This window comes from Pseudomonadota bacterium (assembly GCA_022572885.1).
Taxonomy (GTDB): Bacteria; Pseudomonadota; Gammaproteobacteria; order Steroidobacterales; family MnTg04; genus MnTg04.
Genome location: JACZVC010000004.1, coordinates 74,684 through 100,629, shown reverse-complemented (window position 1 = coordinate 100,629; position 25,946 = coordinate 74,684). Strand labels below are relative to the sequence as shown.

Here is a 25,946-nt window from a genome sequence, read left to right as displayed (position 1 = left end):
GACTCTGAGAATCGATGTCCCCAGCAAAGCGATCAGGTTTCGCCATCGCCATTTTCTGCCTCTTCGAGTATTTTGTCCCATTGCTCCTTTTGTTTGTCGACAGTCTCCTGGACAGCCTCGGCCTTTTCTATCGCATCGACCATCGGGTCAAACACGGTTTTCTCGCTAAAGATTTCCTCGGCCGTCGCAGCTTCTTCGTTATTGTCCTCGGCAGCGTCTTTTTCCGCACTCCCGCAAGCCATCATCGGGACAGCCAGGCTCAAAACCAAACTAATTTTTCTGATCATTTCATCCTCCGCGTTTCACTTTCACTTATCGTGCTAATCTTTGTGCTCCCAATTCAAACCCGTCCCACCATCCATGCCGGATTTTAATAACAAGACCATTATTATAACCGGTGCATCCGAAGGTATCGGGCGGGCTCTTGCACTGGAACTGGCTCCGCAGGGTCCGCGGCTGGTCCTCGCGGCGAGAAATCGTGAGCGACTCGAAAGCCTGGCCAGGGAATGTGCGGCCGCCGGGGCAACTACGCTGGTGTGCAGATGCGACGTCACCGGCAAAGCAGACTGTGAATCGCTGGTTAAAAACAGCATCGACCGATTCGGCCGGATCGATATCCTGGTCAACAACGCCGGTGCGACGATGTGGGCAGAATTCAGCGAAGTCAGCGATCTGCTGGTTTTCCGGGAACTCATGGACATCAATTACCTGGGCGCCGTTTATTGCACGCATTTTGCCTTGCCTCACCTGCTCGAGAGTCGGGGCCTTATCGTCGCCGTCGCCAGCCTGGCCGGGCTGACCGGCGTCCCCAGCCGAACGGGATACGCGGCGAGCAAACATGCGATGGTCGGGTTTTTCGAATCGTTGCGCATCGAACTTCGCGGCACCGGCGTTGGCGTCAGCATCATCGCACCTGATTTCGTGGTCAGCCAGATTCACCGCCGCGCCATCAAAGGTGACGGCGAAATCATGGGTGAAACACCCATGCAGGAGGCACGCATCATGAGCACCGAGGATTGTGCCGCCCTGATCGCCGGCGCGATGCGGAAACGACAGCGCTTGCTGATTACTTCGGCGCGCGGAAAAATGGGTCGCTGGCTGAAGCTGATCGCACCCGGGTTGATCGACAGAATCGCCGATCGGGCGATTCGCCTACGGCGTTGAACCGGCCAGCCCTTCGATTTTCTGCAAGAAGGCGGTAAACAGCATCGTCAGTTCCTGCATGTTCTCTTCGAACCGGTGACCGCCGTTGACGATGTGCAGCACCGCCGCATGCTCGCGTGCCCAGCGCACACTGTTATCGACCGGTATGACGTCGTCGTTCCAGCCATGGATGATCTCGATATGCCTGGCATCGGGCACCGGTGTATGTTCCTCGTAACCCGGGTAATAAAAAGCGGGCGCCAATAAGAACAACCCCAGGCATTCGACATCCATGCTGGCGGTTGCCGCAACATGGCCGCCCAGGCTGGAACCGACCAGGGTAACCGGCCCACCAGCCTGGCGTAATTCAACCAGCAGCTTATCGACTCGATCCCGGGGATCTTCCATCCCGCGATAATCGATGGAATCGTATTGCCAGCCCCGGTCGGCGGCGATCTTCGCCAGCATCTGGATCTTGTCGCCGGTCGGCGACCCATCCTGGCCATGTGAAAACCAGATTTTCATTGCTTTCCTTTCCAGAACGCGGGCGTCAAAATAGCACGGACGCGGCGAGGCGCCTACCTCAGAAAGCGACCGGATCCGGCCCCCAAAGCATCTCGTCCAGACTGGGTTGCCAGCTAAACTCGGTCATATCGACGCTGCCCGCCACCACGGTCACACCCTCTCTCGACAGCCGCTGACTCTGCTCGGCAAAACATTCGCTGTCCCGTGGAAACGCTATTCGTCCCTGCGCATTGATCACCCGGTGCCAGGGCACACTTCGCCCATCGGATGACTCGCCGAGCGCCCTGCCCACAAAGCGCGCATGCCGCGGATAGCCGGCCAAATCCGCAACCATGCCATAACTGGCGACTTTCCCAAGCGGTATGCGCGCGACAACATCGCGAATCCGCTGAACTCTTTTTTTACCGGCTGCACTCAAGCTCGTTGCACTCGTTTCAGGCGAGCCAATACCTGCTCCCGGCCCTGGGCCATAATGGACTCACGATCCAGGCTTTCGAGTATTTGCTGCACGACCTGTTTCGGGCCACCGCTACCCCAGGAACAGCCTTGCGCCAGGTATTCCTCAGCGACCCGGCCAACCACGTAGGTACTGTAATAAGCCACCGCGCCCTGCGCTCCGGCGGTTACCAGCGTGGACAAACCCGCGGTGCCAACTTTGAGCGCGCTGGATATAAAATTTACCGCCCAGACCGTCCCCATCAACGCGGCCAATTGAGCCATGATGACCTTGACCAGCTTGCCCGCCTCGCTGCTGCCAAGGGGCAAGCCATACAACCGCGACAAGTGAATCACCATGCCAAAATCGACGAAAGCGGCTGCCAGCAGATCCGCAACCGGAACCGGGTTGACCCCTACCGCGACGCCCTTGCCAATGCAATAGATCTTGATCAGCCGATCGGCCAGATGCCGCCTGACCCGCAAGATTTTTTGCCCGAGCCGATCGCTCAGTTGCGCGGCAAACAGGCCGGCGTTTACCGCGGCCAGCGTCTTGCCTTCAGCTTCCAGAATTTCCCATAGCCGCTCTTTCAGTTCGTTCAAATCCGCTTCCTGCGGGCGGCGTTCTTCGCGTTCCACGCCATCCTCGCCGGAGACCAGGAACATCATCGGGGCCGGTGCAGCCGAGCACAGCACGATATTCTCTTCCGCGATCAAACCGGCGGCATGACGGATGAGTGACTGCCTGAGACGGACGCGTTCATCGGGTCCGTAGCGATCCGCCTTGTTCAGCACCAGTAATATCGGCCTGTCCATCGCCGCAATTTCGCGCAGACCCTGCAATTCGCTGTCCGTCATGTCACCGTCGGTAACGAACAAAACGAGATCGGCCCGACCTGCGACTTCGGTCGCCAGCTTTTCCCGTTCCTCGCCCTCTACTTCGTTGATACCGGGCGTATCAATCAGGAACACCCCCTGGCTTTCCTCCTGTTGCCATTGAGCCACTGACCGCGATCGCGTCTCACCATGCAAGGCGCTTACCGCAAACCGCTGCTCGCCGAGCAAGGCATTTAACAACGAAGACTTCCCGGTGCTGACCCGTCCAAATGCAGCAATATGCAAGTGGCCGTGTTCGAGCTTATCGATCATCGCTGCCAATTCCTGGTAATCCGCGTTCAGCGATGTCCGCACGCTGCCCGCTAAACGCGGATCGGCGATCAATTCCTCCAGGCTGGCCCGAGCCAGGGCGAGATGATCCTCACCCTGGTCGATCTTCTCGTTCGCGGTCTCCGTTTGGCTGGCCGACAAGTCCTTCCCGGATCGTCTCGACAGCCATCTTGGCAAGTGCTCCGCTACGCGACTCCAGATTTTCACCCAGTTTCTCCTTAAAACCTGCCGCGGCCATGCCTGGCAAAAACTCGCTGCGTTGTTCCAGCGTCTGCCGCAGGCTATGGCCCAGCGAATCGAAAATCATTCCATAGGCGACTGCGTGTACCAGGCCACCGGTCAGCGTACCGACGCCGGGAAAGGCCTTCAGACCGTTGCCGGCAACCGCCAGCATCAACGGAAAGGTGCGGCCGATATGGCGCTGACTGAAGTTCAGGAAGTTGTCGATATCCAGTTGCCGGGCCGAAACTCCATGTAATTTGCACAGGGCTTTGACCATGCCGGCACCCAGGTAACCCTGGATCAGGATATCGGTGCCCGGGCTGACCGCCGCCAGCGCTCCGATCACCGCACGCCGCGTATAGGTTTTGACCAGATCGGCGCCTGCTTCATCGAGGTGTGCGCTCCTGGCTTTTTGCAAGCGGCTCTCGACCAGGAAAAATACTGCGCGGTCACGCAGTTGCCGCAATGCCTCGGGCGATCCATCGAGCAAACGCTCGAGCGCGCCCAGCAATTCATCGATTTCGGTTGCCCGCGTCCTTTGCGTTTGCCGCTGCTCGCCGTCAGCATCGACGCGCATGACAATCTCCGAACCACCCGCACTGATCGCAACCACCGGTACATGCTCCAAACCGACACGCTCACGCAAGCGTGTACGGATCCCGGCGAGTTCACCTTCGCTGAAGCGATCTTTTTTGTTGATCGCTACTAGCAATGGTTTCTCCAGCGCCAGCAGTTGCGCCAGCGCCTGGTATTCGTCACGGCTCAGATCACCTTCACAGACGAAGACGATCAGGTGACTGCGCAAGGCCTCGTCGAGCGTAATTTGCTCAAGCGTCCCCGCAACCTCGTTCAGCCCGGGCAGGTCCACCAGTTCCAGCACATCGCCCGAATCCGCCCGCCACTGGTAACGATTGACGCTACGCGTCGAGCCTCCACTGACATCGATCACCGGATCCGCGCCGGGTATCAGCGCCTTGATCAGGCTGCTTTTCCCCGCGCTGACGTTGCCGACCAGCGCCAAAGCCAGGGTTCCAGCCACGTTGCCCCGGGCAAGCCGCTCTAATTCCCGTCGCGCCTCCGTGACATCGATACCGATCGCCTCGGCATCATCGAGCCGTGCAGCCATACCGGCGGCGTCCATCTGATCCGGCAAAGAAATCTGCCCGGTTTCTGCTTTGTGGCCGGGCCTGAGCAGGCGATAAATACTCCAGGCTATTGCCAGCACACCCATCACTAAGACGCCCCAGTACAGGTATCTGAGAAAGGCCGGCGCCGCCGCCAGATGTGCTGACACGTCCAGCAGTATGCCGGTCAAATAAAGAACGGCGGCCACGCCCACCACAGCCAGCACGATCATCGCCAGGGCGATCAGGGTACGGAGCTTTTTCTCAAGGCTCATGATTTCAGACTCGTACAGATACTCCAGAACTATTCAAACGGAAAGACAGCGTTGTGACCAGCCCTGATTGCAAGGATGCAGCTCAGTCGTAATCGCGATCTTCGGGGAAAGTCATGGATGCCAAGGCGCCCGACGACCCCTGCTCGGCCGGCAGGCCACGCCAGGCCAGGAAGAACGCGACCCCGAACGGCAACAGCCGCTCGGCAAAGTCGCCCGGCGTATCGGGCAGCCAGTTCAACAATATTGTCAGCCCAACGCCTGCCAACAGGCTCTGATACACGGCATTCGAGGCGACCTGACCCTTGAATATCCTGATCAGCAGGATCGGCCCAAAAGATGAACCCAGCGCATGAAAGGCGAACAGCACCCGCGAAAAAATCGCCTCGGGCGCGAACATCGCCAGCATGACAGACAGGATGGCAAGCAGAATAACGACCAGCCTGGCATAGAGTATCGACGATTTGCGCCCGCGCTCTGCCAGCTGCCAGTCATAGGCTACCGATGACGACGCCACCAGCAGCTGACTGTCGGCGGTAGACATGATGGCCGACAGCACCGCGGCGATCATGACGCCCGCCAGCACCGGCGGGAGCAGCTGGTTTGCCACTTCGAAAAAGATCTGTTCGTGAGCGTCCAGACCGCCGAACAAGACCCTGCCGGACCAGCCCAAAACCAACATGCCCGAGTAAACCAGCAAGGCCCAGCCGATTGCGATGGCGCGTGCCTGCGGAATCTCCTTTGCCGAACGCATCGCCATGAAACGATTGACCACGTGCGGCTGCCCCGGGTAGCCCATGCCGATTCCCAGCGTGCCAAGGACGAAGAACAAGCCGAGGAACCAGCCATAACTGCCGCCCAGGCTGGCCAGCGGTGGCCCCAACTCTTGCAGGCCATGCCATACCTGGACCGGCCCGCCCACGGCGATTACCGCAACCACCGGGATCAACGCGGCACTACCAGCCATCATCAGGCCCTGCAAGGTATCGGTGACGCTGACTGCCCAGAAACCACCGAGCAGCGTGTAAGTGAGAATGATTCCAGCCCCCACCAACAGGCTGATTCTTGCCGACCAACCGAAGGTATTGGAAAACGCATCGCCGGCGGCCTGGAACTGGGCGGCCACATAAAACAAAAAGGAAAAGAGAATAATCAGGCTGCACAGCCGGATGTTTCTTTTGAATCCCGGATCCAGCGGATTGCCGGCAACCAGTTCCGACAAGGTCAGGACGCCACTTTCTCGGGCCAGCCTCTCGAGCCGCGGCGCGACCAGGCCCCAGTTGATCAAAAAACCCATCAAGGTCGCCGGGAACAGCCAGACCGCCGATACACCCCAAAGATAGGCCGCCCCGCTTACCCCCAGCAAGGTCCAGGCAGACGAAGAACTGGCCGATGCGCTGATCGCCGCAACCACCGGCCCCAGCTTGCGTCCGCCGAGAAAGAAATCCTCGGTATCGCGTGTACGGCGAATCGCCCAGAATCCGATCGCCAGCATCACCACCTGGTACAAAACCAGGGTCAGAATCACGGCCAGGTTGCGATCCATAAGAAATCCAGTTTGCGAATGCCGTTTGCCGAAACGAACTATGCGAAAAAATGTGGCTCGGCGGTAATATACTAAATCAGAAAATGCGATTCACTGTCGAGAACGCCAGCGCGACGTCCGCATACGACTGCGGTCGCAACCCGAAGCGGCCGTTCATCCAATTCGATTATCGTCGGCAAGATCCATCTATTTCGGTTCCTTCCTCGTCCCAACACTTCTTTTCTCTCATCGATCCACCACCCCACGTCTCTTGATACTTCATTTGCCCGTTTTCGTGCCATGTCGTAGCCGTACCGGTTGTCGGCCATCCGTTTCTAAAGTGGGTCTCTTCGGACTTCTTCTGTCCGTTCGGATGCCAGGTTGTCTCTCGCCCGTGGGCCTTTCCGTTGCGAAATTGCGATTCTCTTTTCAATTGTCCGTCTTCGTACCACTCTTTCCCGTAGCCAGTACCATCAGTATCGAACTCCGCTTCGCCTTCTATGGTCCCGCTGGCGTGCCACATGAACTGGCGTCCCACCGGTTTTCCATCAACCAGGGTTAACGAACTTTTCTTGTTTCCATTCGGATAGTAGTCCTTCACGGCTCCCGAATATGGGGCGTCAGAGCCTTTTTCGTAGAATCATCCGCCGCGTTTCTTCAGTTGTTCCATGCGCACAGCGTTGTCGTTTGCAGATGTATCATCTTGCGCATTCTCTTCAGGCCAGCTCATGAGGAGTTTTCCATGCACATCCCATCTTTTTAGGACTTTCCTTTGACCGGCACGATACAACTCTTCGGTCCTCATCTGTCCATTCTCGTGCCATTCAATTCTCACGCCATCCTTTTTGCCGTGCACGTAGTTCTCTACAAGTCTCTTGCGCCCCTCTGGATCCCACGTGGTCACGTTGCCATGCGGAGCACCTTCGGAGAATGGAACCTGAGCCTGCATCTGTCCGTTCTCGTACCACGCCGTAAACTGGCCATCTTTTTTGCCAGCAACGTAGAATTCTTCTGATTTCTTGTTTCCATTCTCGTGCCATTCGGTCCGTGACTTCTTTTGCCCGCCGACCCAGACGTCTTCTTTTCTCTTGTTTCCATCTTCAAACCATGATGTACCGCCATGGAGTTTGCCGTCGACGTATTTCGATTCGTGCCTTTTCTGCCCGTTTTCCCACCATAGAATCTCATGCACTCTTTGGCCGAGCGCCCAGGTTCTTTTGGCCTTCTTCTGTCCGTCGTCGTACCACTCGGTGTCGATGCCGTCCTGCTTGCCATCGACGTAGCTCGATTCTGATTCTCGCTGACCGTTTGGATAGAAGTCTCGAACCAAGCCAGTGTAGGGTTCGTCGCTCCCGGCCAAGTACACAACACCGCCGCTCCCGGATCGCAATTCCTGGTGGTCGACAACGCCTTCCGCTTCTTTCCCGACGTTTTGTGCGAACGCAATAACAGGCAGAAGCGACGCGATCAAAATGGCAAGCTTTCTCATTATGTTTCTCCCCTGAGCAAAAGCGCATTTCACTTTAAACTTTCGTCATTGACAATGAAATCCGACGAAAGGAGGAAATCTGTACGGCAGTAGTACGTCAACTTCATACAGTTTTCACTTAAGAGATTCTGTTTCCAAATTGCTGAACAGAATATGAGCAGTTGTGTCCGCTTGTGGCCGAGGCTGTGTGAAAAATCATCAGTTTTGGCGACCGATGGGACAGCGCTTCACTTTGATAATGTGCAGCGATCAGACAACGATCTGACAGCCCAAATTGGAGCTTGAAGCGAGTGTATTCGGTAAGGCTTTACCACCATCTTTTTCGAATTCGGGTTTTCACACAGCCTCGGCCGCAAGCGGACATTCAATATAGTAGAGCCTCAGTCAACCTTGTGAAGAGTTAGGAACATCGCCTTGTCCAAAGCCACAAAAAAATCTTGATAGGTTTTCGGATTGGCCACATTTTTCTCCCCGATGCGGGCACTAACTCGAACGGCGACCCGACTTTCCCCCTTTTCCCTGACCGTGATCGTCATTCGCATCTCGTATTGATGCAGGCGGGTAGCGGTTATCGTTCCCAGACTCAAATCCGCCTTATCGATGAGAAAACCCAGATCCTGAAGCGTCGAAATGACCGAACGCATGGTCATTTGCTTGTCCAGGGTATCGTACTCCCTGGTCTGCATTTGCCGGATTTCGAGCTGGGTGCCGCTACCAATGACGTCCGGCGGGACAGTAGCGCACCCGGCTGCGAGTAAGGAAACCAGCGTCAACATGTATGGCCTGAAAGTGATTGTCATTCGTTTGCCTGCAAAAAGAGCGATTTTGAAAGGTTGTCAAAAATTTGTTGGTAGATTTCCGGATCGACAATTTTTTCCCTGAGGTTCACCCGGGACTGCTTATCAAAAACGACGCGCTGGAGCGTCACCCGCGTAACGAAGTCGTTTTCATTGGCAAGACTGGGAGTCACCACCATTGTGAGCATTATTTTTTGCGAGTCATCGGCATAAGTCGACGAATCACATTCGCTGCTACCTGTCATCGCGCACAATAGGTCGAGAAAAAACAAACCGGTCTTTTGACTGGATGAATCGGCGTCAACGAGTTTGGAGGCGCTCAATACGCCGAGCGGCCGTTCGATTTCATCTATACTATATTCCATATCCTGCAACACCGCGATAGACGCGGCCAGGATCTCTATTTCGGAATCAGCGGAAAATGTTCTCGTCTGGATGTTTCTCAGGTCCAGTGTGCTCTCCTGCAACCTCAGCGCGCCCTCCGGCATTCCTTTTGCTGCACAAGCAGTCAGGAAAAGGACGGCCAGCAGACCAAAGGCCGGGAGCACGAACCTGCTATTGGCCCTACTCTTGGCCCAGCTATCGGCAAAAATCAAGGGACTGGCGCCGTACTAAAAGCGCGAAGTGTGGTATGAAAAGTCGCGAACCAAATTGTCGCCATCAAACTTTATGATCACGGTAAGTGTGCGTTGGGATGACGCTGTGGCACCCGCCGACTTGCTGCCAGCACCCAGGCCCGCAGCGCTATTACCGAAAATCAGGCCGACGACCGTGCCGCTGCTTCTGGAATAAGCGACTTCGCTCGATATCTTGTCGTAGATCCAGGTTTCCTGGCGATCCCCATCGGTAGTCACGATATTCGGCGAACCCAAAGCCTCGGCGACATTAGTAGCCGACATACCAATCCGGATTTCTCTTTGTACCGTCCCGACGGTAAGGCGAGTCGCATTATCAGCGCGAACATCCTGTACATGTGAGCTCGCCGTACAGCCAACTAAAATGACCGCCACAGAAAGAACAGATACGCCTGACACAATTCTGTTCATGATTTTTCTCCCGGCATATTTGGGCTGATCAGTATAACAAATCCTTCTCTTGGGTCTCTTTTCCAAAATACAGATTGTCGCGTGATGGGCTGAACATGTCGGAATCTCCTGTGTCTTTCATGAATAATCTGAATTTAAGCTGCGAAAGCTGAACGAAGGCTGAACCGGCACATTCGTATTGCGCAGGTGCTAACCTGATCGCCTCTGGCCGGACCAGCGTCTTTCGTAGTTCAAAAATCGATGACTGAAGAGAAAAAATGGCAATTCTGGATCGACCGCGGCGGCACCTTTACCGACGTAGTTGCGCAAAGGCCCGATGGGCGCATCCAGACGCTAAAATTGTTGTCCGAAAATGATCGGTATGCAGATGCTTCGCTGGAGGGTATCCGGCGGGTACTCGATGACTCTGCAAACATTGCGTTCAGGGCACATCCGCTAGGCGCGGTCAAAATGGGCACGACGGTCGCGACCAACGCCTTGCTGGAGCGCAAGGGTGAACCGCTCGCGCTGATTATTACGCAAGGCTTTGGCGATGCGCTGCGTATCGGTTACCAGAACCGCCCCGATATTTTTGCCCGGGAAATCGTATTACCCGACATGCTTTATAGCCGGGTCGTCGAAATCGCCGAACGCGTGGCGGCCGATGGCACACTGCTGATGCCGCTGGACCAGGAAAAGGTTCAGGCACAACTCGAAGCGGTTTTTGAACAGGGCCTCAAGGCACTCGCCATCGTGCTGATGCATGGTTACCGTTACCCCGACCATGAAAAAACCATCGCGGCGATCGCGGCGCGCATCGGCTTCGCGCAGATCTCGGTGTCGCACGAATCTGCGCCGCTGATCAGACTGGTGTCACGCGGCGATACCACCGTGGTCGATGCCTACCTGACGCCACTGCTCAGGCGTTACGTGGATCGGATAGACGATGCGCTAACCCAAAAGAATCCGGATATGCGCCTGCTGTTCATGCAAAGCCACGGCGGGCTGACCGAAGCGCATCGCTTTCATGGCCGCAACAGCATCCTGTCGGGTCCTGCCGGCGGCGTGGTGGCCATGGCAAAAGCGGGTACCGCCACCGGTTGCGACCGGCTGATCGCTTTTGACATGGGTGGCACTTCTACCGATGTCTCGCTGTATGCCGGCGATTATGAACGAGTCTACGAGACCGAGGTCGCCGGCGTACGAATGCGGGCGCCGATGATGCGTATCGAAACCGTCGCCGCCGGCGGCGGATCGCGTCTGCGCTTTCGCGACGATCGACTTCAGGTTGGCCCGGAATCCGCGGGCGCCGACCCGGGGCCAGCCTGTTACCGCAGGAATGGCCCGTTGTGCGTTACCGACGCCAATTTGCTGCTGGGCAGATTGAGCGAAAAATTTTTCCCGATGGTCTTTGGCCCTGCCGGCAATCAGTCGCTGGATCTCGACGCGACCCGCAAGGCCTTCGCTGAACTCGCCAGTCAGATCAGCACAGGAACTGGCGGGGAAAAATCCGTGGAAGAAGTCGCGGAAGGATTCCTGACTGTCGCCGTCGAAAATATGGCGAACGCGATCAAGACGGTCAGCGTCCAGCGTGGTCACGACGCCCAGGAGTTCGCCCTGTATTGCTTTGGCGGCGCCGGCGGGCAACTTTGCTGCCAGGTTGCAGACAGCCTCGGCATGCGCCGGATTTTGATTCACCCCCAGGCCGGTGTGTTGTCGGCATTGGGTATGGGGCTGGCCGAAATCCGCGATCTGCGGCAACAGACCGTTGCGACCGTTCTCGACGAGGAATCGCTGGCCGCCCTGCAGCCGCTCGCTGAGCAGTTGACCCGGCAGTCACGCGCAGCAGTCGCCGCGCAGCAAGCGGCAGGCAGGAGTGTGCAAACCCGATGCCAGGCGCAGCTTCGCTACCAGGGCTCCGACAGTGTATTGACGGTACCGTGGTCCGATCCGGTCGCGATGAAAAACGATTTCGCAAGCGCTCATCGCGCGCACTACGGCTTTTCGGTTTCCGGCCAGGCCGTGGTCATCGAAAACCTTGCCGTCGAATCCATCGGTGAACCGGAAAACATCCAGCCAGCGTTATTGGCGGCATCACCGTTGCCGGATGCGGTCGCGCAGTTGCCCTTTTATTGCCCGGGCGGCTGGCAAACCGCTGACTGGTTCGACCGCGTTGACCTGGGGGCTGACTGTGCAATCGATGGCCCGGCAGTGATTTTCGATGATTCTGCGACCACGGTGGTCGATCCCGGGTGGCGAGCCAGCGTTCTCGATGACGGACATCTTCAACTGGAAAGGAGCGATGAAAAAGTCAAGCCGGCAGACGGCTGCGCGGTCACCGGCGCAGACCCGATCATGCTGGAGGTCTTTAACAACCTGTTCATGCATATCGCGACCCAGATGGGTGTGGTGCTGCGTAACACGGCGCATTCGGTCAACATCAAGGAGCGGCTGGATTTCTCCTGCGCCTTGTTCGATGAAGGGGGCGGGCTGGTGGCGAACGCTCCACACATGCCGGTACACCTGGGGTCCATGGGCGCCAGTGTCGCCACGGTGGTCGCAAAGCACGCGGCGGAGATGCAGCCAGGCGACAGTTTCGCGCTCAATGCGCCCTATGCCGGCGGCACCCATTTGCCCGATATTACTGTGGTCACGCCGGTCTGGTTTGACCGTGCAAAGCCTGTTTTCTACCTGGCATCGCGCGCACATCATGCCGATATCGGCGGCATCACACCGGGCTCGATGCCACCGGACAGCACCCGGATCGAACAGGAAGGCGCGCTGCTGGATAACCTCAGGATCGTCAGGGACGGGAAACTCGATGAGGCCCGGTTGCTCAATCTGCTAGGCAGCGGCGAATGGCCGGCGCGAAACCCGCAACAAAATATCGAGGACCTCAAGGCACAGGTCGCGGCAAATCGGCGTGGCCTGCAGGAACTCGGCAACGTAATCGACCACTATGGACTGGCCACCGTGCAGGCCTATGTGGAGCATGTCCAGGACAACGCCGAGGAGTCCGTTCGGCGCGCAATAAGCAACCTCAAGGACGGCAGCTACTCGTCGGTCATGGATACCGGGCAGACGATACGGGTTGCGATCTGCGTGGACAAAAAAAAGCGCAGCGCAATTATCGATTTCGCAGGGACCTCGCCGCAGGCCGGGAACAACTTCAATGCGCCGGCATCGGTGTGTACCGCGGCTGTATTGTATGTGTTCAGAACCCTCGTCGATCACAAGATCCCGCTCAACGAGGGCTGCCTGAAACCGCTGGCGATCAAAATACCGGCAGGCAGTATGCTCGCGCCGGAATACCCGGCGGCGGTGGTCGCCGGTAACGTGGAAACCTCCCAGTGCATCGTCGACGTGCTATACGGCGCCCTGAATTTGCAGGCAGCCGCACAGGGAACGATGAACAACCTGACCTTTGGCGATTCGCGATGGCAATACTACGAAACAATCTGCGGTGGGTCCGGCGCCGGCGATGGTTTTCATGGCACCGATGCGATCCACACCCACATGACGAATTCCAGGCTGACAGATCCTGAAGTTCTCGAGAGCAGGTTCCCCGTGCGGGTACGTGAATTTTCGATTCGCGAAAAATCCGGCGGCGATGGGAAGTATCGTGGCGGCAATGGTGCGCATCGCAGCCTGGAGTTTTTGCGACCCATGACGGCGGCGATACTTTCCGGTCATCGCAAAACCGCACCATCCGGCCTGGCGGGTGGGGCAGATGCCGCTGCCGGCAGAAACAGCCTGCAAAAAGCAAACGGCGATTTAGTCCGGCTCGACGCTACCGCAAGTTTCCAGGTCGAACCCGGCGATATCCTGATTATCGACACGCCAGGCGGTGGTGGCTATGGTATTCCGGACTAGCAGGCTGCGGTTGTTCAGCCGCTCAGATAATTAATGCTTTCCAGTTCCAGGCCGATGACCCGGGTCACATCCGATCGGCCAATCAGATGACGGATCCGGTAAACAAGGAACTGACCGGGCCGAACGGGGGCAAGGGCTACGATGATGTTCAGTGCGCCTTCCACGAGATCGATTTCGCTGTGGGTCTTGGGCCCGCACAGGACGAACCAGGCCTGACTCTGCTTGCCGGCGGGGAAAGCTCCCTCACGGTGTATTTTGGCAAGATAGGCCTCCACCTGGAGACGAACCTTTTTCCACAGGTACTCATCGTTTTTCTGGAACACTATCCAGCGGGTTCCCTGGCGAATGCTTTCGATGGACTGTTGCAAGACCCGCCTGGCGCGCAGCGACCGGCTGCCGCCCGGACCCGGACCCAGGGTCATCAGCTCGGAACCGGTTTGCACGAGCGAACCATGCTTGCTGAGAACGTTGACCCCCAACGCCCGCAGGTGAACGGCCTGGTCATCCGGCACGATCCGGGAAATGCGTATCCCACCGCGCAGCAGAACCTGGGTTTCCTCCGGCTTTCGCCAGACTTTGCCATCGGCCGAACCACGCGCCAGATAGCCTGCCATTGCACCGGATGGCGGGAAATCTTCCATTCTACCGGTCAGCCGATTGATCGTCTTTAGCCAGGGATAAAACATCACGGCATTGTCGCTGGCAAAATTCAGTCGCCTGATACCGGCGATCGCGTCGGCCGGGTTGCTCCATGCCGCATCGGGGTCGGTCAGCAATATCGCTCCACGCTGCCGGCACAATCGTGCCGCAGCCAGCAACGCGACCGGGCCCGGTCCCTCGCCGCGCGCATGCGCCGGTAACACGAGAAAATTGAAACAAGGCACTTTCTGCAGAGCGTGCATGCCGGTGGCCTCTGCGGCCGAACCGATCAGATCGTAATCGGTCGTTTCACTACCGTCGCTCCCCTTCGCTGACACCCCCAGGTAAGCCACTTCCGCCAACGCGCTATTTTTTACGGTCCGGTCGGGCCGCTGCGAAGGCACCTCGCCAACGACCCGCATCAGATCTGAATCGAGCAGGACATTGGCAATATTCCCGCTGTCGTTTTCTGTCATCCCGACACAGCGGTAAATTTCCTGGTCCGCGACGATGGTCGAGCGCTGGTCACGCAATCGCTGAATGACAATATTGAAAAGCTGCTCGTTACTGTCTTCGATATTGTCGTAATCGATCGATACGCGCAGTGCTTCGTGCGCACCCGGCGACCTGGCCTCGAGCGTCAGCATTTCCTCGCCGCACGGAATTTCTATTGTGGCGCTGCTTCCGCCATTGATAACACGAACGATAATCGCCTTCCGGCCACCTTGTAAGAAATATTGCTCGACCGAGAAAGACAGCGGACTCGAACGCCAGAGACTACCGAAAACCTCGTTAAAGTCGCGGAAACTATTGATTTCGGTGGGCAGATCAAGCGGTCCGCGCAAGGTGCGGCCAACGAAAGCAGTGATCGCGGCGGCGGCATTTTCAATAGCCTGCTCTGGCGCAACTGATTCTTCAACCAGGATGCCCGGCGTATAGCGGTCAGGCACGGCTTGCTCCGATAGCCAATAGTGTGGACCCGGACAAATTAACACACGATGTGTTGATTTTCGATCACGACCCGGGAAACCGGTGAATCTCTAAATCACTCAAACCTGCATAACCGCCGACAGCGAAGAAAAACCATGCACCGGGTGGCTTCCGGCCGGACACAGGAATAAGCTTTCTGCTTTTCGCGAACTGTCAGGAATAAAACCATGCATCAAACGACCGGACGATGGCGACTGGGTCTGCTGTTGTCGCTCACCACGGTTTCGATGTGGGGCGTTTTGCCGATCGTGCTGAAACTTTTGCTCGCGCATATGGATGCGGCCACCATCACCTGGTATCGATTCCTGATCGCAGCCTTGGTGGTCGGAGTATATCTCGGGGCAACGGCCAGGTTTCCCGCCATCGGCAGCCTGTCGACAAACGCCCGCTGGTTGCTGCTGATCGCGGTTGTCGGGCTGACCGGCAACTACCTGCTGTATCTTCTGAGCCTGAATCTGGTCAGCCCCGGGACCGCACAAGTCGTCATACAACTGGCACCCATCATGCTGATGGCAGGGGGGCTGCTGCTCTTCGGCGAACGATTCGAACGTCGGCAGTGGATCGGCGTACTGATCCTGACGAGCGGCATGGGTTTGTTTTTCAATGATCGGCTAGCCGAGATGTTCACCGGTCTCGGCGCCTATACCAGCGGCGTGCTGATGGTCGTGGTGGCATCTGCAAGCTGGGCGGCATACGCGCTGGCGCAGAAACAGTTGCTGCGGCACCTGAAATCGAACCAGATCATGTTCCTGCTCTATTGTGCGTCGATGTTGCTGTTCTGGCCCTGGGCGCGTCCTTCGGCAATATTCGAAATAAACGGTTTTGCGCTGGGTCTGCTGCTGTTGGCTTCCGTCAATACCCTGGTCGCCTATGGCGCTTTTGCCGAAGCACTGAATCACTGGCAGGCGACCAGGGTCAGCGCGATCCTTGCGATTACGCCACTGCTGACCCTGTCTTTTGCCGAAATCTACAGTCGCTCGTTTCCCGACCGGCTGGCCAGCGAGAACCTTGGAGCGCTGGCTCTGACAGGCGCCGTCCTGGTGGTCGGCGGTTCGATCGTAACCGCCATGGGCGGCCGCCGGAACAACACGAAAAAAATGGAGCGGGGGCAAGCCGACAAGGTAAGCTGAAGAGGTGGCAGCCTTGTTTGAATACTACCCGGGTCTGGGCGGCGGTCTGCCTTGGGTCTCGCTGACCAATCTGCCTACGCCGATTACCCGGCGAGGCTGGCCGGGACAACCTGGCAAGCGGGTCTGGATCAAGCGCGATGACCTGAGCAGCCCGCTGTACGGCGGCAACAAGATGCGCAAACTGGAGTTTCTGCTCGGTCGTGCGCTCGCTGAAAATCGCAAGGCCGTCATGACCTTCGGCGTGGCGGGTTCAAATCACGTGCTGGCAACCGCGCGCTGCAGTAGAAAACTCGGCCTCGATTGCATCGCGATTCTTTCCCGGCAACCCGCCACATCTTATCTTGCGGCCAATCTTGCCGCCGTGGCGCGCAGCGGCGCGCGAACCTGCGATTATCCAGACATTAGCGAACAGGCGACAGCGGCAATCATAGAACTCAGGCGCGAGAAAAAGAGAACCGGCGTTTATCCGCTGATCATCCCCGCCGGCGGTTCAAACGCAACCGGTGCAACAGGTTTTGTCAGCGCGGCATTCGAACTCCGCATGCAAATCGAACAGGGTTTGCTGGCGGAGCCCGATTTCATCTATATGGCGATGGGTACGACCGGCAGTGTCGCAGGGCTGGGGCTGGGTCTTGCCGCCGCAAGGCTCGACAGCCGCATCGTCGCGGTCAGAGTTGTCGATGAGTCAGTGGCGAATCCGCGCGTGCTGGAATCGCTGTGGCGGCGCACGGTCATGCGCCTGAGGAAATACGACGATAATTTCCCGGATCTGCCGTTCGACCCGGAGCGATTCGATATACGCCAGCGATATCTCGGTGCGGGATATGCGCGCAGCACCCCTGAAGGCAGGAAAGCCGTCGCAATCGGCCGCGAGCTGGGTTTGAAGCTGGAGGACACCTACACAGGCAAAACCCTGGCGGCACTGAACGATGACCTGCTCGATCGGGCCTTGGCGGCAAATGTCCTGTTCTGGAACACCGCCAACTCGAGAGCCCTGCCGCCAGCCAGCGGCCTGGACCCGACTCGGCTGGACCCCGGTCTGCAGAAATATATTGCAAACACCGAGAAGCCCGGCCAGGACAGACCGCTAGCCGGGCCAAGTACTTAATTTATCGATAAATTCTTTTTTGCAGGACTGGGCCGCATAAAATGCAGCCAGGTCTGCAATATCGGCATCGCTCGATGCCGAGGCCATCGGCGTCGTCATCGGGTCGCTGCACGCCGCAATGGCCGGGTCAGGCAGGTCGGCCCTCCTTCCCCCTTCCGGCAAATGTCGTCGCCGGAAAAAACCAGGACTTCACAGCCGGCTTTTTCCAGTAAAGCCCGGGTCAGCGGATTGCCCGATACCATCAGGCACAATCGGGGCCCGAGCGCCAGCACATTGCAGGCGAGTTCCGGATATTCCGCTGCGGGAACCTCGAGCAGCCGAATATCCCGCGACAAAAGATACTCGCGGAAAACCACCGGCATCAGTGGCGAATGAACCAGGGCCAGATCCCGGTCCAGCGGACTGATCACGGACATCAGGTGCAATACGTCGGTTGGCCCCTTCCAATGCGGCAAAGGTACGGCAATCACATCGACATCATTGCCGGCGAATTTTGAAAACTGCTCAAGGCCTTGAAGATTGCTCCGATAACCCTGACCGATAGCAACGGTACGCTCATCGAGCCAGAGCAGATCGCCACCTTCGAGCAGCCCATCATCGACAATCCTGCCCGCTATCTCGTGGCTATTTTCACTTAGCCAGGTTGCAACTGCGGGTGGTTCACCGGCCCGGTTTTTCTTGCCCATTCGGCAAAGGATGGAACCCGCATCGCATAAGACGCTGGAATCACGAAGATACAACGAATCGATACTGCTGCCATCGACCGGCAACAGTTCAATCTTGTTGACTCTCGGCGCCAACAATTCGAGCAAGGCATCGAATTCCCGGCACGCGACCACAAAATCCGGGGCGGCACGGTAATTGAGCGCCTGCCATTGCCGGTCTATCTGCGCCTGGTTTGCAAAGGCCTCCCTTGGATGCCGCATCAACAGCGTATCGATCGAACCCCATTCGTTGCGCACGGACAACTCCATGTCTATTCCGGTGCCAGAGGCCCCGCCGGTTCCTCGGCCAGCTTTGCAACGGGCAAAATACTGCGAATTTTGTCGGCAAATAACCTGAGACAGACTTCATTGCTCGCGAGCGGCCCTTGTTTGAAACCGCTGCTGCCCATGCCGTGCTGCACTCTCTCGGTCAGGTCCTTGTCTTCCGCGTTGACTTTCCGGTTGACCCGCCAGTTCAGGTAGCGGGCCAGCCGCATTTCCCGCGATTCATCGGGCAGGGCATAGGAAATCTCGCGAATCAGGGTTTCCCCGGAGCTAAGCGGCAACATTTGCATGAAGTCCACCTGGTCCGGGTAAATATCGAATGCCGTGTTCGGCCACAGCAGAAAATATTCCCACAGCCGGCGACGCTCAGCGGGCAGGTCGGCACGCTCCGGCAGCACTTTCAAATACATGCGCTCGGACCAGCCGAGCGACCCGCTGTCATGCAATTGCGACTGAATGTGCTGAACATGCTCACCGGCGCTCAAGCGATAATTCTTGCCGGCGACGCCGCGCAAACCCGGGTGCGCCACATTGATGTGCAGACCGTCTACATAATTGTCCACAACGTTTTTCCAGTTGACCTTGCGCGACCTCAGGCTAACCCGGCCCAGTGCTTTCATCTGATCCATGCGTAACGGGGACAGGCTTTCGTCAAATGGCGCCATGATCTCGCCGACAGTTGGCGTGGCCGGTTCCAGCGAGACAAAAATAAACCCCATCCAGATATCGGCAGCAATTTCCGGCAGACGGCAATCCTGTTTCCGGAAGCCCTGATAAGACCCCTCATGGGGCATATGGGCCAACCGGCCATCCAGGTCATAAGTCCAGGCGTGGTATGGGCAACGGATCAGTCCATCGCTACAGCTTCCGCGCATGCTGCCATTTTCACCATCCAGCAGCCTCGCTGCCCGGTGACGGCAGACATTGGCAAAAGCCCGCACAGCTCGCCGCTTGTCTCGCAAAACGACCAGAGGTTCATCGAGGAAATCGAAGCGAAAATAATCGCCCGGCTCCGGGATGTCCGATACATGGCAAACGACCTGCCAGGAACGCCTGAATATGCGTTGTTTTTCCAGTTCAAAAAACTCCGCATGCCTATAGGTCCAGGCCGGCAGGCTCATGCTGATCTGATTGCCAGGCGAACTTTGTCCAGGTTGATTCATCGATTTTTCCACCAGGGTTTGACCCAAAAGCACGGTGACTGAGGCAATCTCTCGTGTCAGAATACGGCTGCCAGCCTGCCTGGTCCACGCAATCGCAGCAAACGATGGACATTAAAGAGAAAACATCGATTCAAAGCCTCAAGGCGCGGGGCAAAGCCATCCCCATGGATGAAAACCAGCGTTATCAGTGGCAGCGGGATTTCAACGCCTTGCCGGCCATGGTCGCTTTTGGCAGTAAACTCGATATCAGCGACGATACCGTCGTCAAGGTCGTGCTTACGGAGATCCTGCCACAGCATCTGGGCGGGCTGGGCAGCGACTACGTCAACGGCGCCGTGGTGGCCGGCTTGTTGGATGCATCGCTGGGTGTCGCCGGGGCCGTTCATTATCTGGGTCAGCCGGCGGGCACGGTTGAATTGTCGATCAAATTTATCCGCGCGATTCATGGACCGACGGTCACCGCATACGCGGTTGCGCTGAAACGATCCGACAGCGTTTGTTTTGTCGAGGGAAACCTGTTTAGCGAAGGCCGCCTGTGTGCGATGGCAAGCGGCATGGTGGCGCTCGCAACCGCCGCGGAAGGCGCCGACGAATTGCGCTGGTAGCAGTGGCCTATTGGCCGGCCGTATCGCCCAACACCGACCCCGCGGCCATGATCGTTATCGGGTGGTAGCCGGGCTTCGCCAGGGCAAAAATTTCTTCCGCCAGCGCCTGGTCCTGACCGTTTTCGACCAAAGCCTTGTATACCGGCACCACCAGCCGCATCCGCCCGTACCGGATCAGGTGCTGCCGCATCGACTCGTAAGCAGGCTGGTATCTGCGTTTGGCCACCTGGATGAACCAGGCTCGACTGATTTCGGCGTTCCTCGTTGAACTCAAGCCATTTCCCTGATCCAGCTCCATTAGCTGCTCGTTGCTGAGCGTATCCGGCAGCGAGTTAATGAAATGCACGATGGCATGAGAACTCCAGTCCGCAAGTGGCGCCGACTCAAGGGAGACTTCGCCACCCGCCCACTGTAATGCCAGATCGGCGGCTCTACGCAGCGATTCAGATTGCGGAATCACCGCGTCTTCCGGCAGGCCCGGCTGATAAAGCCATTGTTCCACCTGCGCCTGACTGACCTTGCCAGGATACCGGTCCAGGAGGTTCTCCTTCAGATAGCCAAGAAACTGTTCACTGGTAATGGCCTGAAACCGGAAATGAGCGAAGTAGGCGGCCAGGAATTCGTCGAAAACATCCCGACCGAATGCATGTTCCAGGTATTCCAGCAAGAGCTGGCCTTTCTTGTAATACACCGTGCCCCGCGTTTTCTCGATGTCCTCGCGGCTGAGCCTCGGCGCCAGGGCCTGCATCTCGGGCTTGATATCGGGGAGCTGCTCGATCAATTCCCGGTAATCGATGACCCGTTCTTCGTCAGCTCGTTCTTTGCCAAAAAGCACTTCCATCAGGCGCTTGTCCAGGTAGCTGGTTACGCCTTCGTTCAACCAGATATCGCGCCAGGTCTGGTTGCTGACCAGGTTTCCCGACCAAGAATGGGCAAGCTCGTGGGCGATCAGCGAAACCAGGCTGCGATCGCCGGCGAGGATAGTAGGCGTAATAAATGAGAGCCTGGGATTCTCCATGCCGCCATAAGGAAAACTGGGCGGCAAAATAAGCAAATCATAACGGCCCCACTGATAGTCGCCATACATTTCGGCTGCCGCATTCAGCATGTGCTGGGTATCGGCAAACTCATACGCCGCCGCCGCCAGTACTTCCGGTTCGGCATATACGCCTGTTTGCGGCCCCAATGGCGCGAAGAAAAGATCGCCGACGGCGATCGCAAGCAAATAGCTGGGTATAGGCTGCGGCATTTCGAAGCGATACTCTCCGCTGCGTACCGTCAACGGATCGTTTTCGGCGCTCATCAATGCCAGCAGCTCGGGCGGGGTTCGAATCGTGGCGGCATAACTGACCCGCACCGATGGCGTGTCCTGCAACGGTACCCAGCTCCGTGCATGTATGTCCTGCGACTGTGAAAACAGGAACGGGTGTTTGCCGCCCGCGGTAAGCTCCGGCGGCAGCCATTGCAGCGCCGTGGCGCCCGGGTCTGTCCGGTAGTGAATTGTCACGCTGAATGCCGGATCCGGATCAAAGCCGTCGGGCAAACTGATGGTCAGGGGCTCACCCAGAATCTTGTCACTGGCGCCGATCCGAAATCCGGCATCCCATTCCAAACCATCCGGCAAAGCTACGCTCACACTTTCGATATGCAGCGCACGGCTGTCGAGCACCAGTTCCCTCGCCGCCGGATCGAGTCGTTCCATGGACAAACGAACACTACCCGCCAATTGCCTGGCATCGAAGTCCACGGTGAGATCAAGGTCAAGATGACGGGTGACAAATTGATCGCTATTGGCAAAGGAAAAGTAATCGCGACCGGGATCGTAGGCATCCTGAGTGCAGGAAGACAGGAGCAGCGCTCCAATCAATGCAAAGCTAAGCTTTGGCAACATATTGACACCTCGAAAAAACCGGCAGACTCTCAAGAATCTGCCGGGTTCAGGACTAAACTACTTTTTCAACTGACCGGAGACTACCAGATTTTCACCCGATCCTTTTCGGCGATATACATGCCATCGCCTTCCTGCACATCGAATGCAGCGTAGAATTCCGGGATATTCGAAACCGTGCCATTGGTCCGGTATTCGCTGGGCGAATGCGGATCGACTTTCAGGCGGCGCAGCAACTCCTGGTCACGGTACTTGCGCGCCCAGACCTGCGCCCAGCCAAGGAAGAAGCGCTGGTCGCCGGTGAATCCATCGATAACCGGCGCTTCCTTGCCGCCGAGCGAGTGCTGGTAGGCGCGATAGGCCATGGTCAGGCCGGCGAGGTCGCCGATGTTCTCGCCCAGGGTCAGCTCGCCGTTGAGGTATTCGCCTTCCATTGGGCTGTATGCGGCATATTGGTCAACCAGGCCCTGCGCCCGCGCCGTAAACTCGGCCGCGTCTTCTTCGGTCCACCAGTCGCGCAGGTTGCCATCGCCATCCGTTTTACGCCCCTGGTCATCGAAGCCGTGACTGAACTCGTGGCCGATTACGCCGCCGATGGCACCGTAGTTGACCGCATCGTCCGCTGCTACATTGAAGAACGGCGGTTGCAGGATAGCCGCCGGGAATACGATTTCATTCATCGGCGGGTTGTAATAGGCATTAACCGTCTGCGGCGTCATCAACCACTCGCTTCGGTCGATAGGCCCACCCAGCTTGCCGATCATGCGGTCGTACTGGCTTGCGTTCGAGCGCAGGATGTTACCCGCGAGATCGCCGGCAACGACTTCCAGAGTCGAGTAGTCCCGCCACTTGTCCGGATAACCGATCTTGGTATTGAATTTCGCCAGCTTGTCCTGCGCCTGTTCCTTGGTCAGCTCGCCCATCCACTCCAGTTCATCGATCGCCTCATTGAAAACCATGCGCAGGTTTTCGATCATTTCGTTCATGCGACCCTTGGCTGCGGGCGAGAAATGTTTCGCCACATACATTTTTCCTGCCAGTTCGCCTACGTTGCCGTCGGTCGCCTGGACGGCGCGTTTCCAGCGCGGCTGATTCTGCTCGACACCCTGTACCGCCCGCCGGTGCATGTCGAAGGATGCTTCGACAAACGCCGCGCTCAGGAAAGGCGCCGCCGAATCGATCAACTTGAACCGGAAATAGGTCTTCCAGTCATCGACCGGGGTTTGCGCAATCATTTTTCCCAGTGCGGTAAAAAAACTCGGCTGGCGGACGATAAAATCCCGTGCCGGGTCTAGTCCGGCCTCGGCGAGAAAAATATTCCAGTCAAGGCCGGGGGTCAATTCGTTTGCGCCGCTGACATTGTACGGGTTGTATAGCTTGTCACGCTGACGGTTCTGTACTTTCGTCCAGTGCGCTTCGGCAATCGCCGTCTCCATGTCCATGACCGTCTGCCCGGCTGCTGCGCCGCCTTCGAGCCCGACCAGCTCATACATCGTCCCCACGTAATCGCGATACTTCGCGCGCAGGGTGACAAATCTCTCATCGTCTTCAAGATAATAGTCGCGATTGGGAAGTCCCAGACCGGTCTGGTGCATAAAAGCGGCATACACCGTCGAATCCTTGGAGTCCTGGTTGACAAAAAGCACGAACGGATTGGCCAGACCCTTGCGCTGGCTGGCGCCGATATAGGCGATAACGTCTGCGCTGCTTTGAATCCGGTCAATTTGTGCCAACGGTTGGTCCAACGGGGTTGTTCCGGCCGCCTCAACGGCTTCTTCGTTCATGAAGCTCAAATAGAAATCGCCGACTTTCTGTGCATCGCTGCCGGGCTCCTTTTTTTCGTCGGCTGCGGCTTCCTCGATCAAAACCCGCAGATTTTCCTCGGCCTCGTCAGCCAGCGCGGTAAAGCTGCCGTAATTCGACTTGTCTTCCGGAATTTGTGTATTTTTCAGCCAGGTTCCATTCGTATAGCGGTAAAAATCGTCCTGTGGCCGCACCGTCGTGTCGAAATTAGCGGTCTCGATACCCAGGGTCAGCGCCTGTTCGGCCACCGCAGACTGATCCATTTCCTGGGTACAGGCGGCAAGGGTGAAGATGCATAGTATGAATCCGGGTATATGCAAGAATTTGATTTTCATATGGGTCCCGCCAATAGTTTTAAATTACGATGATTCCCCAGGCCAATAACGCCTGGCCGAACTGGCGCGGCGACCCGGGAGTGTATAACCCGGGCTCTCCGACGACAAATCCGGCCTGCCCGAACAGTATCCGTACTGATTGACATAATGCGGACTGGCCGTATTTCAACTTGAATCGCGCCGCTAAAACACATAAATTTCTTCTGCAGAATTACAAAAAAACTACGGTGCCATCCAGCCATGCCCAAGACAAGCAGCGCATTATTATCCATTATTCTGGCCCTCTTCCTGCCTCGGACTGTCCTGTCAGAAAAACCGCCTGACGACGAGACCTTCGGCCCGGACGGCCCGCGCATTACCCAGGACCAGATCGTCAGTGGGAACCTGAGCCTGAACCAGCTTCGGAAAGCAGGTCTGGCGATTTTTGCAACGCCATTCAACCATGCCCACGGGTTTGGAGACGGTCCACAGAACCTGGCTGACGCCACTACACCCGGCGGTCGGCCGACATTACAAGGTAACGGCACCTTTTTGCGGGTCAATGGCCTGGATGCCCAGACCTGTGTCGAGTGCCACAATCTGGTCAGCACGGACACGGTCCCCACGATTTTTGGCATTGGCGGCGCTGGCGGCATGTCCGCTTCCGTGATGTTTATGCCGCGAGTCATCGATGTGGCAGACGATTTACTCAGGGGCGAGGCCAGCTTCGATGGCCGGCTGATTAACTCGAATTCGCTATTCGGCAGCGGCGGAGTACAGGCGATTGGCCAGGAAATGACCGCGGATTTGCAAGCACTGAAGTCAACAGCGCTGGAAAACCCGGGTCAGACAATCAGGCTGTCGAGCAAGGGTGTGTATTTCGGCGAAATTTCTGCGGATAACCATGGTCAGTTGGATACTTCCGGTGTCCAGGGCATCGATGCCGACCTGGTGGTCAGGCCATTCGGGCGCAAAGGTCAATTCGCCACGCTCAGGCAATTTAGCCAGGGCGCCATGATGTTTCACATGGGCATGCAGCCAGTCGAGATATTCGGACCCGGTGTCGATGATGATGGCGACGGTGTTACCGACGAGGTTCTCATCGGCGAGATGAGTGCACTGGAGATTTTTGTCGCTACCCAGGACACCCCGGTGCGGTTGCGCGCCCGGCGTGCGGCGAGAAAAGGAATCGCCAGTTTCCATGCAGCAGGCTGCAGCGACTGCCATCGACCAATGATGACCACGGAAAACCCCTGGCTTGACTTCAGTTTTCCGGTCGTCGATGACGCCCCTTCCGACAACGTGTATTACCGGGTCGATCTTCGTCGAGGACCCATGGGCTTCAAACCATCGAGCGGCGGCGTGGAGGTTTCCATGTTTTCGGATCTCAAGAGACACGACATGGGTCCGGACCTCGCGGAAGATTTTTCGGCGGCCAGCAAACAGCAAAACCGCGAGTATATTACCGCCAAGCTGTGGGGCGTTGCCGATACCGCGCCCTATATGCATGACGGCCGGGCGCTGACCCTTGAGGAGGCGATCACCTCACACGGCGGCGATGCGGAATGGGCACGCGATCGTTTTTTGTCCATGGATGTGCGCCGGCAGGAAGAACTGATCGCTTTCCTAAAGACCCTGCGCAACCCCTCGCGTCCAAACGCCGACATCGTGCATTAGGCAGGCAAAAAAAAGCCCCCGATAAATCGGGGGCAAGTTAGCC

The 25,946-nt window shown here is 57.4% G+C and carries 22 protein-coding genes; 6 read left to right on the top strand and 16 right to left on the bottom strand.

All coding sequences use genetic code 11. From position 1 onward, the window contains the following. Positions 1–32: 32 nt before the first annotated feature. Positions 33–287, bottom strand: a complete 255-nt coding sequence (locus tag IIA05_02730; protein ID MCH9026016.1) for a hypothetical protein — start codon at positions 285–287, stop codon at positions 33–35. Between the two features lie 73 nt (positions 288–360). Here IIA05_02730 and IIA05_02725 point away from each other — a divergent pair, with 73 nt between their 5' ends. Next, positions 361–1,164, top strand: coding sequence for an SDR family oxidoreductase (locus tag IIA05_02725; GenBank protein ID MCH9026015.1), 804 nt, complete (start codon positions 361–363; stop codon positions 1,162–1,164). Here the strand turns inward: IIA05_02725 and IIA05_02720 are convergent. The 10 genes from IIA05_02720 to IIA05_02675 all read right to left on the bottom strand — a co-directional run bounded on the left by IIA05_02720 (position 1,153) and on the right by IIA05_02675 (position 9,745). Next, positions 1,153–1,668: an alpha/beta hydrolase gene (locus tag IIA05_02720; GenBank protein ID MCH9026014.1), complete on the bottom strand. Its 516-nt coding sequence runs from the start codon at positions 1,666–1,668 to the stop codon at positions 1,153–1,155. The two genes, IIA05_02725 and IIA05_02720, sit on opposite strands and share 12 nt — an antisense overlap. A gap of 58 nt (positions 1,669–1,726) precedes the next feature. Continuing rightward, positions 1,727–2,086 carry an MGMT family protein gene (locus IIA05_02715; protein ID MCH9026013.1) on the bottom strand — a complete coding sequence of 120 codons (360 nt, stop codon included), beginning with the start codon at positions 2,084–2,086 and terminating at the stop codon, positions 1,727–1,729. Beyond that, positions 2,083–3,375 carry a DUF697 domain-containing protein gene (locus IIA05_02710; protein ID MCH9026012.1) on the bottom strand — a complete coding sequence of 431 codons (1,293 nt, stop codon included), beginning with the start codon at positions 3,373–3,375 and terminating at the stop codon, positions 2,083–2,085. The genes IIA05_02715 and IIA05_02710 overlap by 4 nt, the downstream gene beginning before the upstream one ends. Next, positions 3,362–4,891 (bottom strand): 50S ribosome-binding GTPase, encoded by a 1,530-nt coding sequence (locus IIA05_02705; GenBank protein MCH9026011.1) that lies wholly within the window; start codon positions 4,889–4,891, stop codon positions 3,362–3,364. The genes IIA05_02710 and IIA05_02705 overlap by 14 nt, the downstream gene beginning before the upstream one ends. Positions 4,892–4,973: 82 nt before the next feature. Beyond that, positions 4,974–6,434: a sodium/proline symporter gene (locus IIA05_02700; GenBank protein ID MCH9026010.1), complete on the bottom strand. Its 1,461-nt coding sequence runs from the start codon at positions 6,432–6,434 to the stop codon at positions 4,974–4,976. Between the two features lie 166 nt (positions 6,435–6,600). Then, positions 6,601–7,014, bottom strand: coding sequence for a toxin-antitoxin system YwqK family antitoxin (locus IIA05_02695; GenBank protein MCH9026009.1), 414 nt, complete (start codon positions 7,012–7,014; stop codon positions 6,601–6,603). Between the two features lie 39 nt (positions 7,015–7,053). Next, the gene (locus IIA05_02690; protein ID MCH9026008.1) at positions 7,054–7,902 is read right to left on the bottom strand and encodes a toxin-antitoxin system YwqK family antitoxin; all 849 of its coding nucleotides are present in this window, start codon (positions 7,900–7,902) and stop codon (positions 7,054–7,056) included. A gap of 380 nt (positions 7,903–8,282) precedes the next feature. After that, positions 8,283–8,678, bottom strand: coding sequence for a hypothetical protein (locus IIA05_02685; protein ID MCH9026007.1), 396 nt, complete (start codon positions 8,676–8,678; stop codon positions 8,283–8,285). Positions 8,679–8,698: 20 nt separating this feature from the next. Next, the gene (locus tag IIA05_02680) at positions 8,699–9,295 is read right to left on the bottom strand and encodes a hypothetical protein (GenBank protein ID MCH9026006.1); all 597 of its coding nucleotides are present in this window, start codon (positions 9,293–9,295) and stop codon (positions 8,699–8,701) included. A 15-nt stretch (positions 9,296–9,310) separates the two neighbouring features. Further along, positions 9,311–9,745: a hypothetical protein gene (locus tag IIA05_02675; GenBank protein ID MCH9026005.1), complete on the bottom strand. Its 435-nt coding sequence runs from the start codon at positions 9,743–9,745 to the stop codon at positions 9,311–9,313. 240 nt (positions 9,746–9,985) lie between these two features. Between IIA05_02675 and IIA05_02670 the strand changes: the two genes are divergently transcribed. After that, on the top strand, positions 9,986–13,597 hold the full coding sequence (locus tag IIA05_02670) for a hydantoinase B/oxoprolinase family protein (protein MCH9026004.1): 3,612 nt from the start codon (positions 9,986–9,988) through the stop codon (positions 13,595–13,597). A 14-nt stretch (positions 13,598–13,611) separates the two neighbouring features. On the opposite strand, the gene IIA05_02665 is transcribed toward IIA05_02670, so the two are convergent. Then, entirely contained in the window at positions 13,612–15,186 is a 1,575-nt protein-coding gene (locus IIA05_02665; GenBank protein ID MCH9026003.1) for a phage tail sheath family protein, read from the bottom strand. Between the two features lie 207 nt (positions 15,187–15,393). Here IIA05_02665 and IIA05_02660 point away from each other — a divergent pair, with 207 nt between their 5' ends. Both IIA05_02660 and IIA05_02655 read left to right on the top strand, forming a co-directional pair. Beyond that, the gene (locus IIA05_02660) at positions 15,394–16,356 is read left to right on the top strand and encodes a DMT family transporter (GenBank protein ID MCH9026002.1); all 963 of its coding nucleotides are present in this window, start codon (positions 15,394–15,396) and stop codon (positions 16,354–16,356) included. A 4-nt stretch (positions 16,357–16,360) separates the two neighbouring features. Next, positions 16,361–17,464 (top strand): pyridoxal-phosphate dependent enzyme, encoded by a 1,104-nt coding sequence (locus IIA05_02655; protein ID MCH9026001.1) that lies wholly within the window; start codon positions 16,361–16,363, stop codon positions 17,462–17,464. 95 nt (positions 17,465–17,559) lie between these two features. Here IIA05_02655 and IIA05_02650 read toward each other — a convergent pair whose 3' ends face one another. Both IIA05_02650 and IIA05_02645 read right to left on the bottom strand, forming a co-directional pair. Then, entirely contained in the window at positions 17,560–18,438 is an 879-nt protein-coding gene (locus IIA05_02650) for a hypothetical protein (GenBank protein ID MCH9026000.1), read from the bottom strand. A gap of 2 nt (positions 18,439–18,440) precedes the next feature. Next, a complete protein-coding gene (locus tag IIA05_02645; protein MCH9025999.1) occupies positions 18,441–19,616 on the bottom strand; it encodes an aromatic ring-hydroxylating dioxygenase subunit alpha in 1,176 nt (391 codons plus the stop codon). Positions 19,617–19,720: 104 nt separating this feature from the next. Between IIA05_02645 and IIA05_02640 the strand changes: the two genes are divergently transcribed. Beyond that, positions 19,721–20,221 carry a PaaI family thioesterase gene (locus IIA05_02640; protein MCH9025998.1) on the top strand — a complete coding sequence of 167 codons (501 nt, stop codon included), beginning with the start codon at positions 19,721–19,723 and terminating at the stop codon, positions 20,219–20,221. A gap of 7 nt (positions 20,222–20,228) precedes the next feature. Here IIA05_02640 and IIA05_02635 read toward each other — a convergent pair whose 3' ends face one another. Together IIA05_02635 and IIA05_02630 are read right to left on the bottom strand one after the other, a co-directional pair. Then, positions 20,229–22,112, bottom strand: coding sequence for a M1 family metallopeptidase (locus IIA05_02635; GenBank protein ID MCH9025997.1), 1,884 nt, complete (start codon positions 22,110–22,112; stop codon positions 20,229–20,231). Positions 22,113–22,192: 80 nt separating this feature from the next. After that, positions 22,193–24,247 carry a hypothetical protein gene (locus IIA05_02630; GenBank protein ID MCH9025996.1) on the bottom strand — a complete coding sequence of 685 codons (2,055 nt, stop codon included), beginning with the start codon at positions 24,245–24,247 and terminating at the stop codon, positions 22,193–22,195. 240 nt (positions 24,248–24,487) lie between these two features. Between IIA05_02630 and IIA05_02625 the strand changes: the two genes are divergently transcribed. Continuing rightward, positions 24,488–25,903 carry a hypothetical protein gene (locus IIA05_02625; GenBank protein ID MCH9025995.1) on the top strand — a complete coding sequence of 472 codons (1,416 nt, stop codon included), beginning with the start codon at positions 24,488–24,490 and terminating at the stop codon, positions 25,901–25,903. Positions 25,904–25,946: the final 43 nt, after the last annotated feature.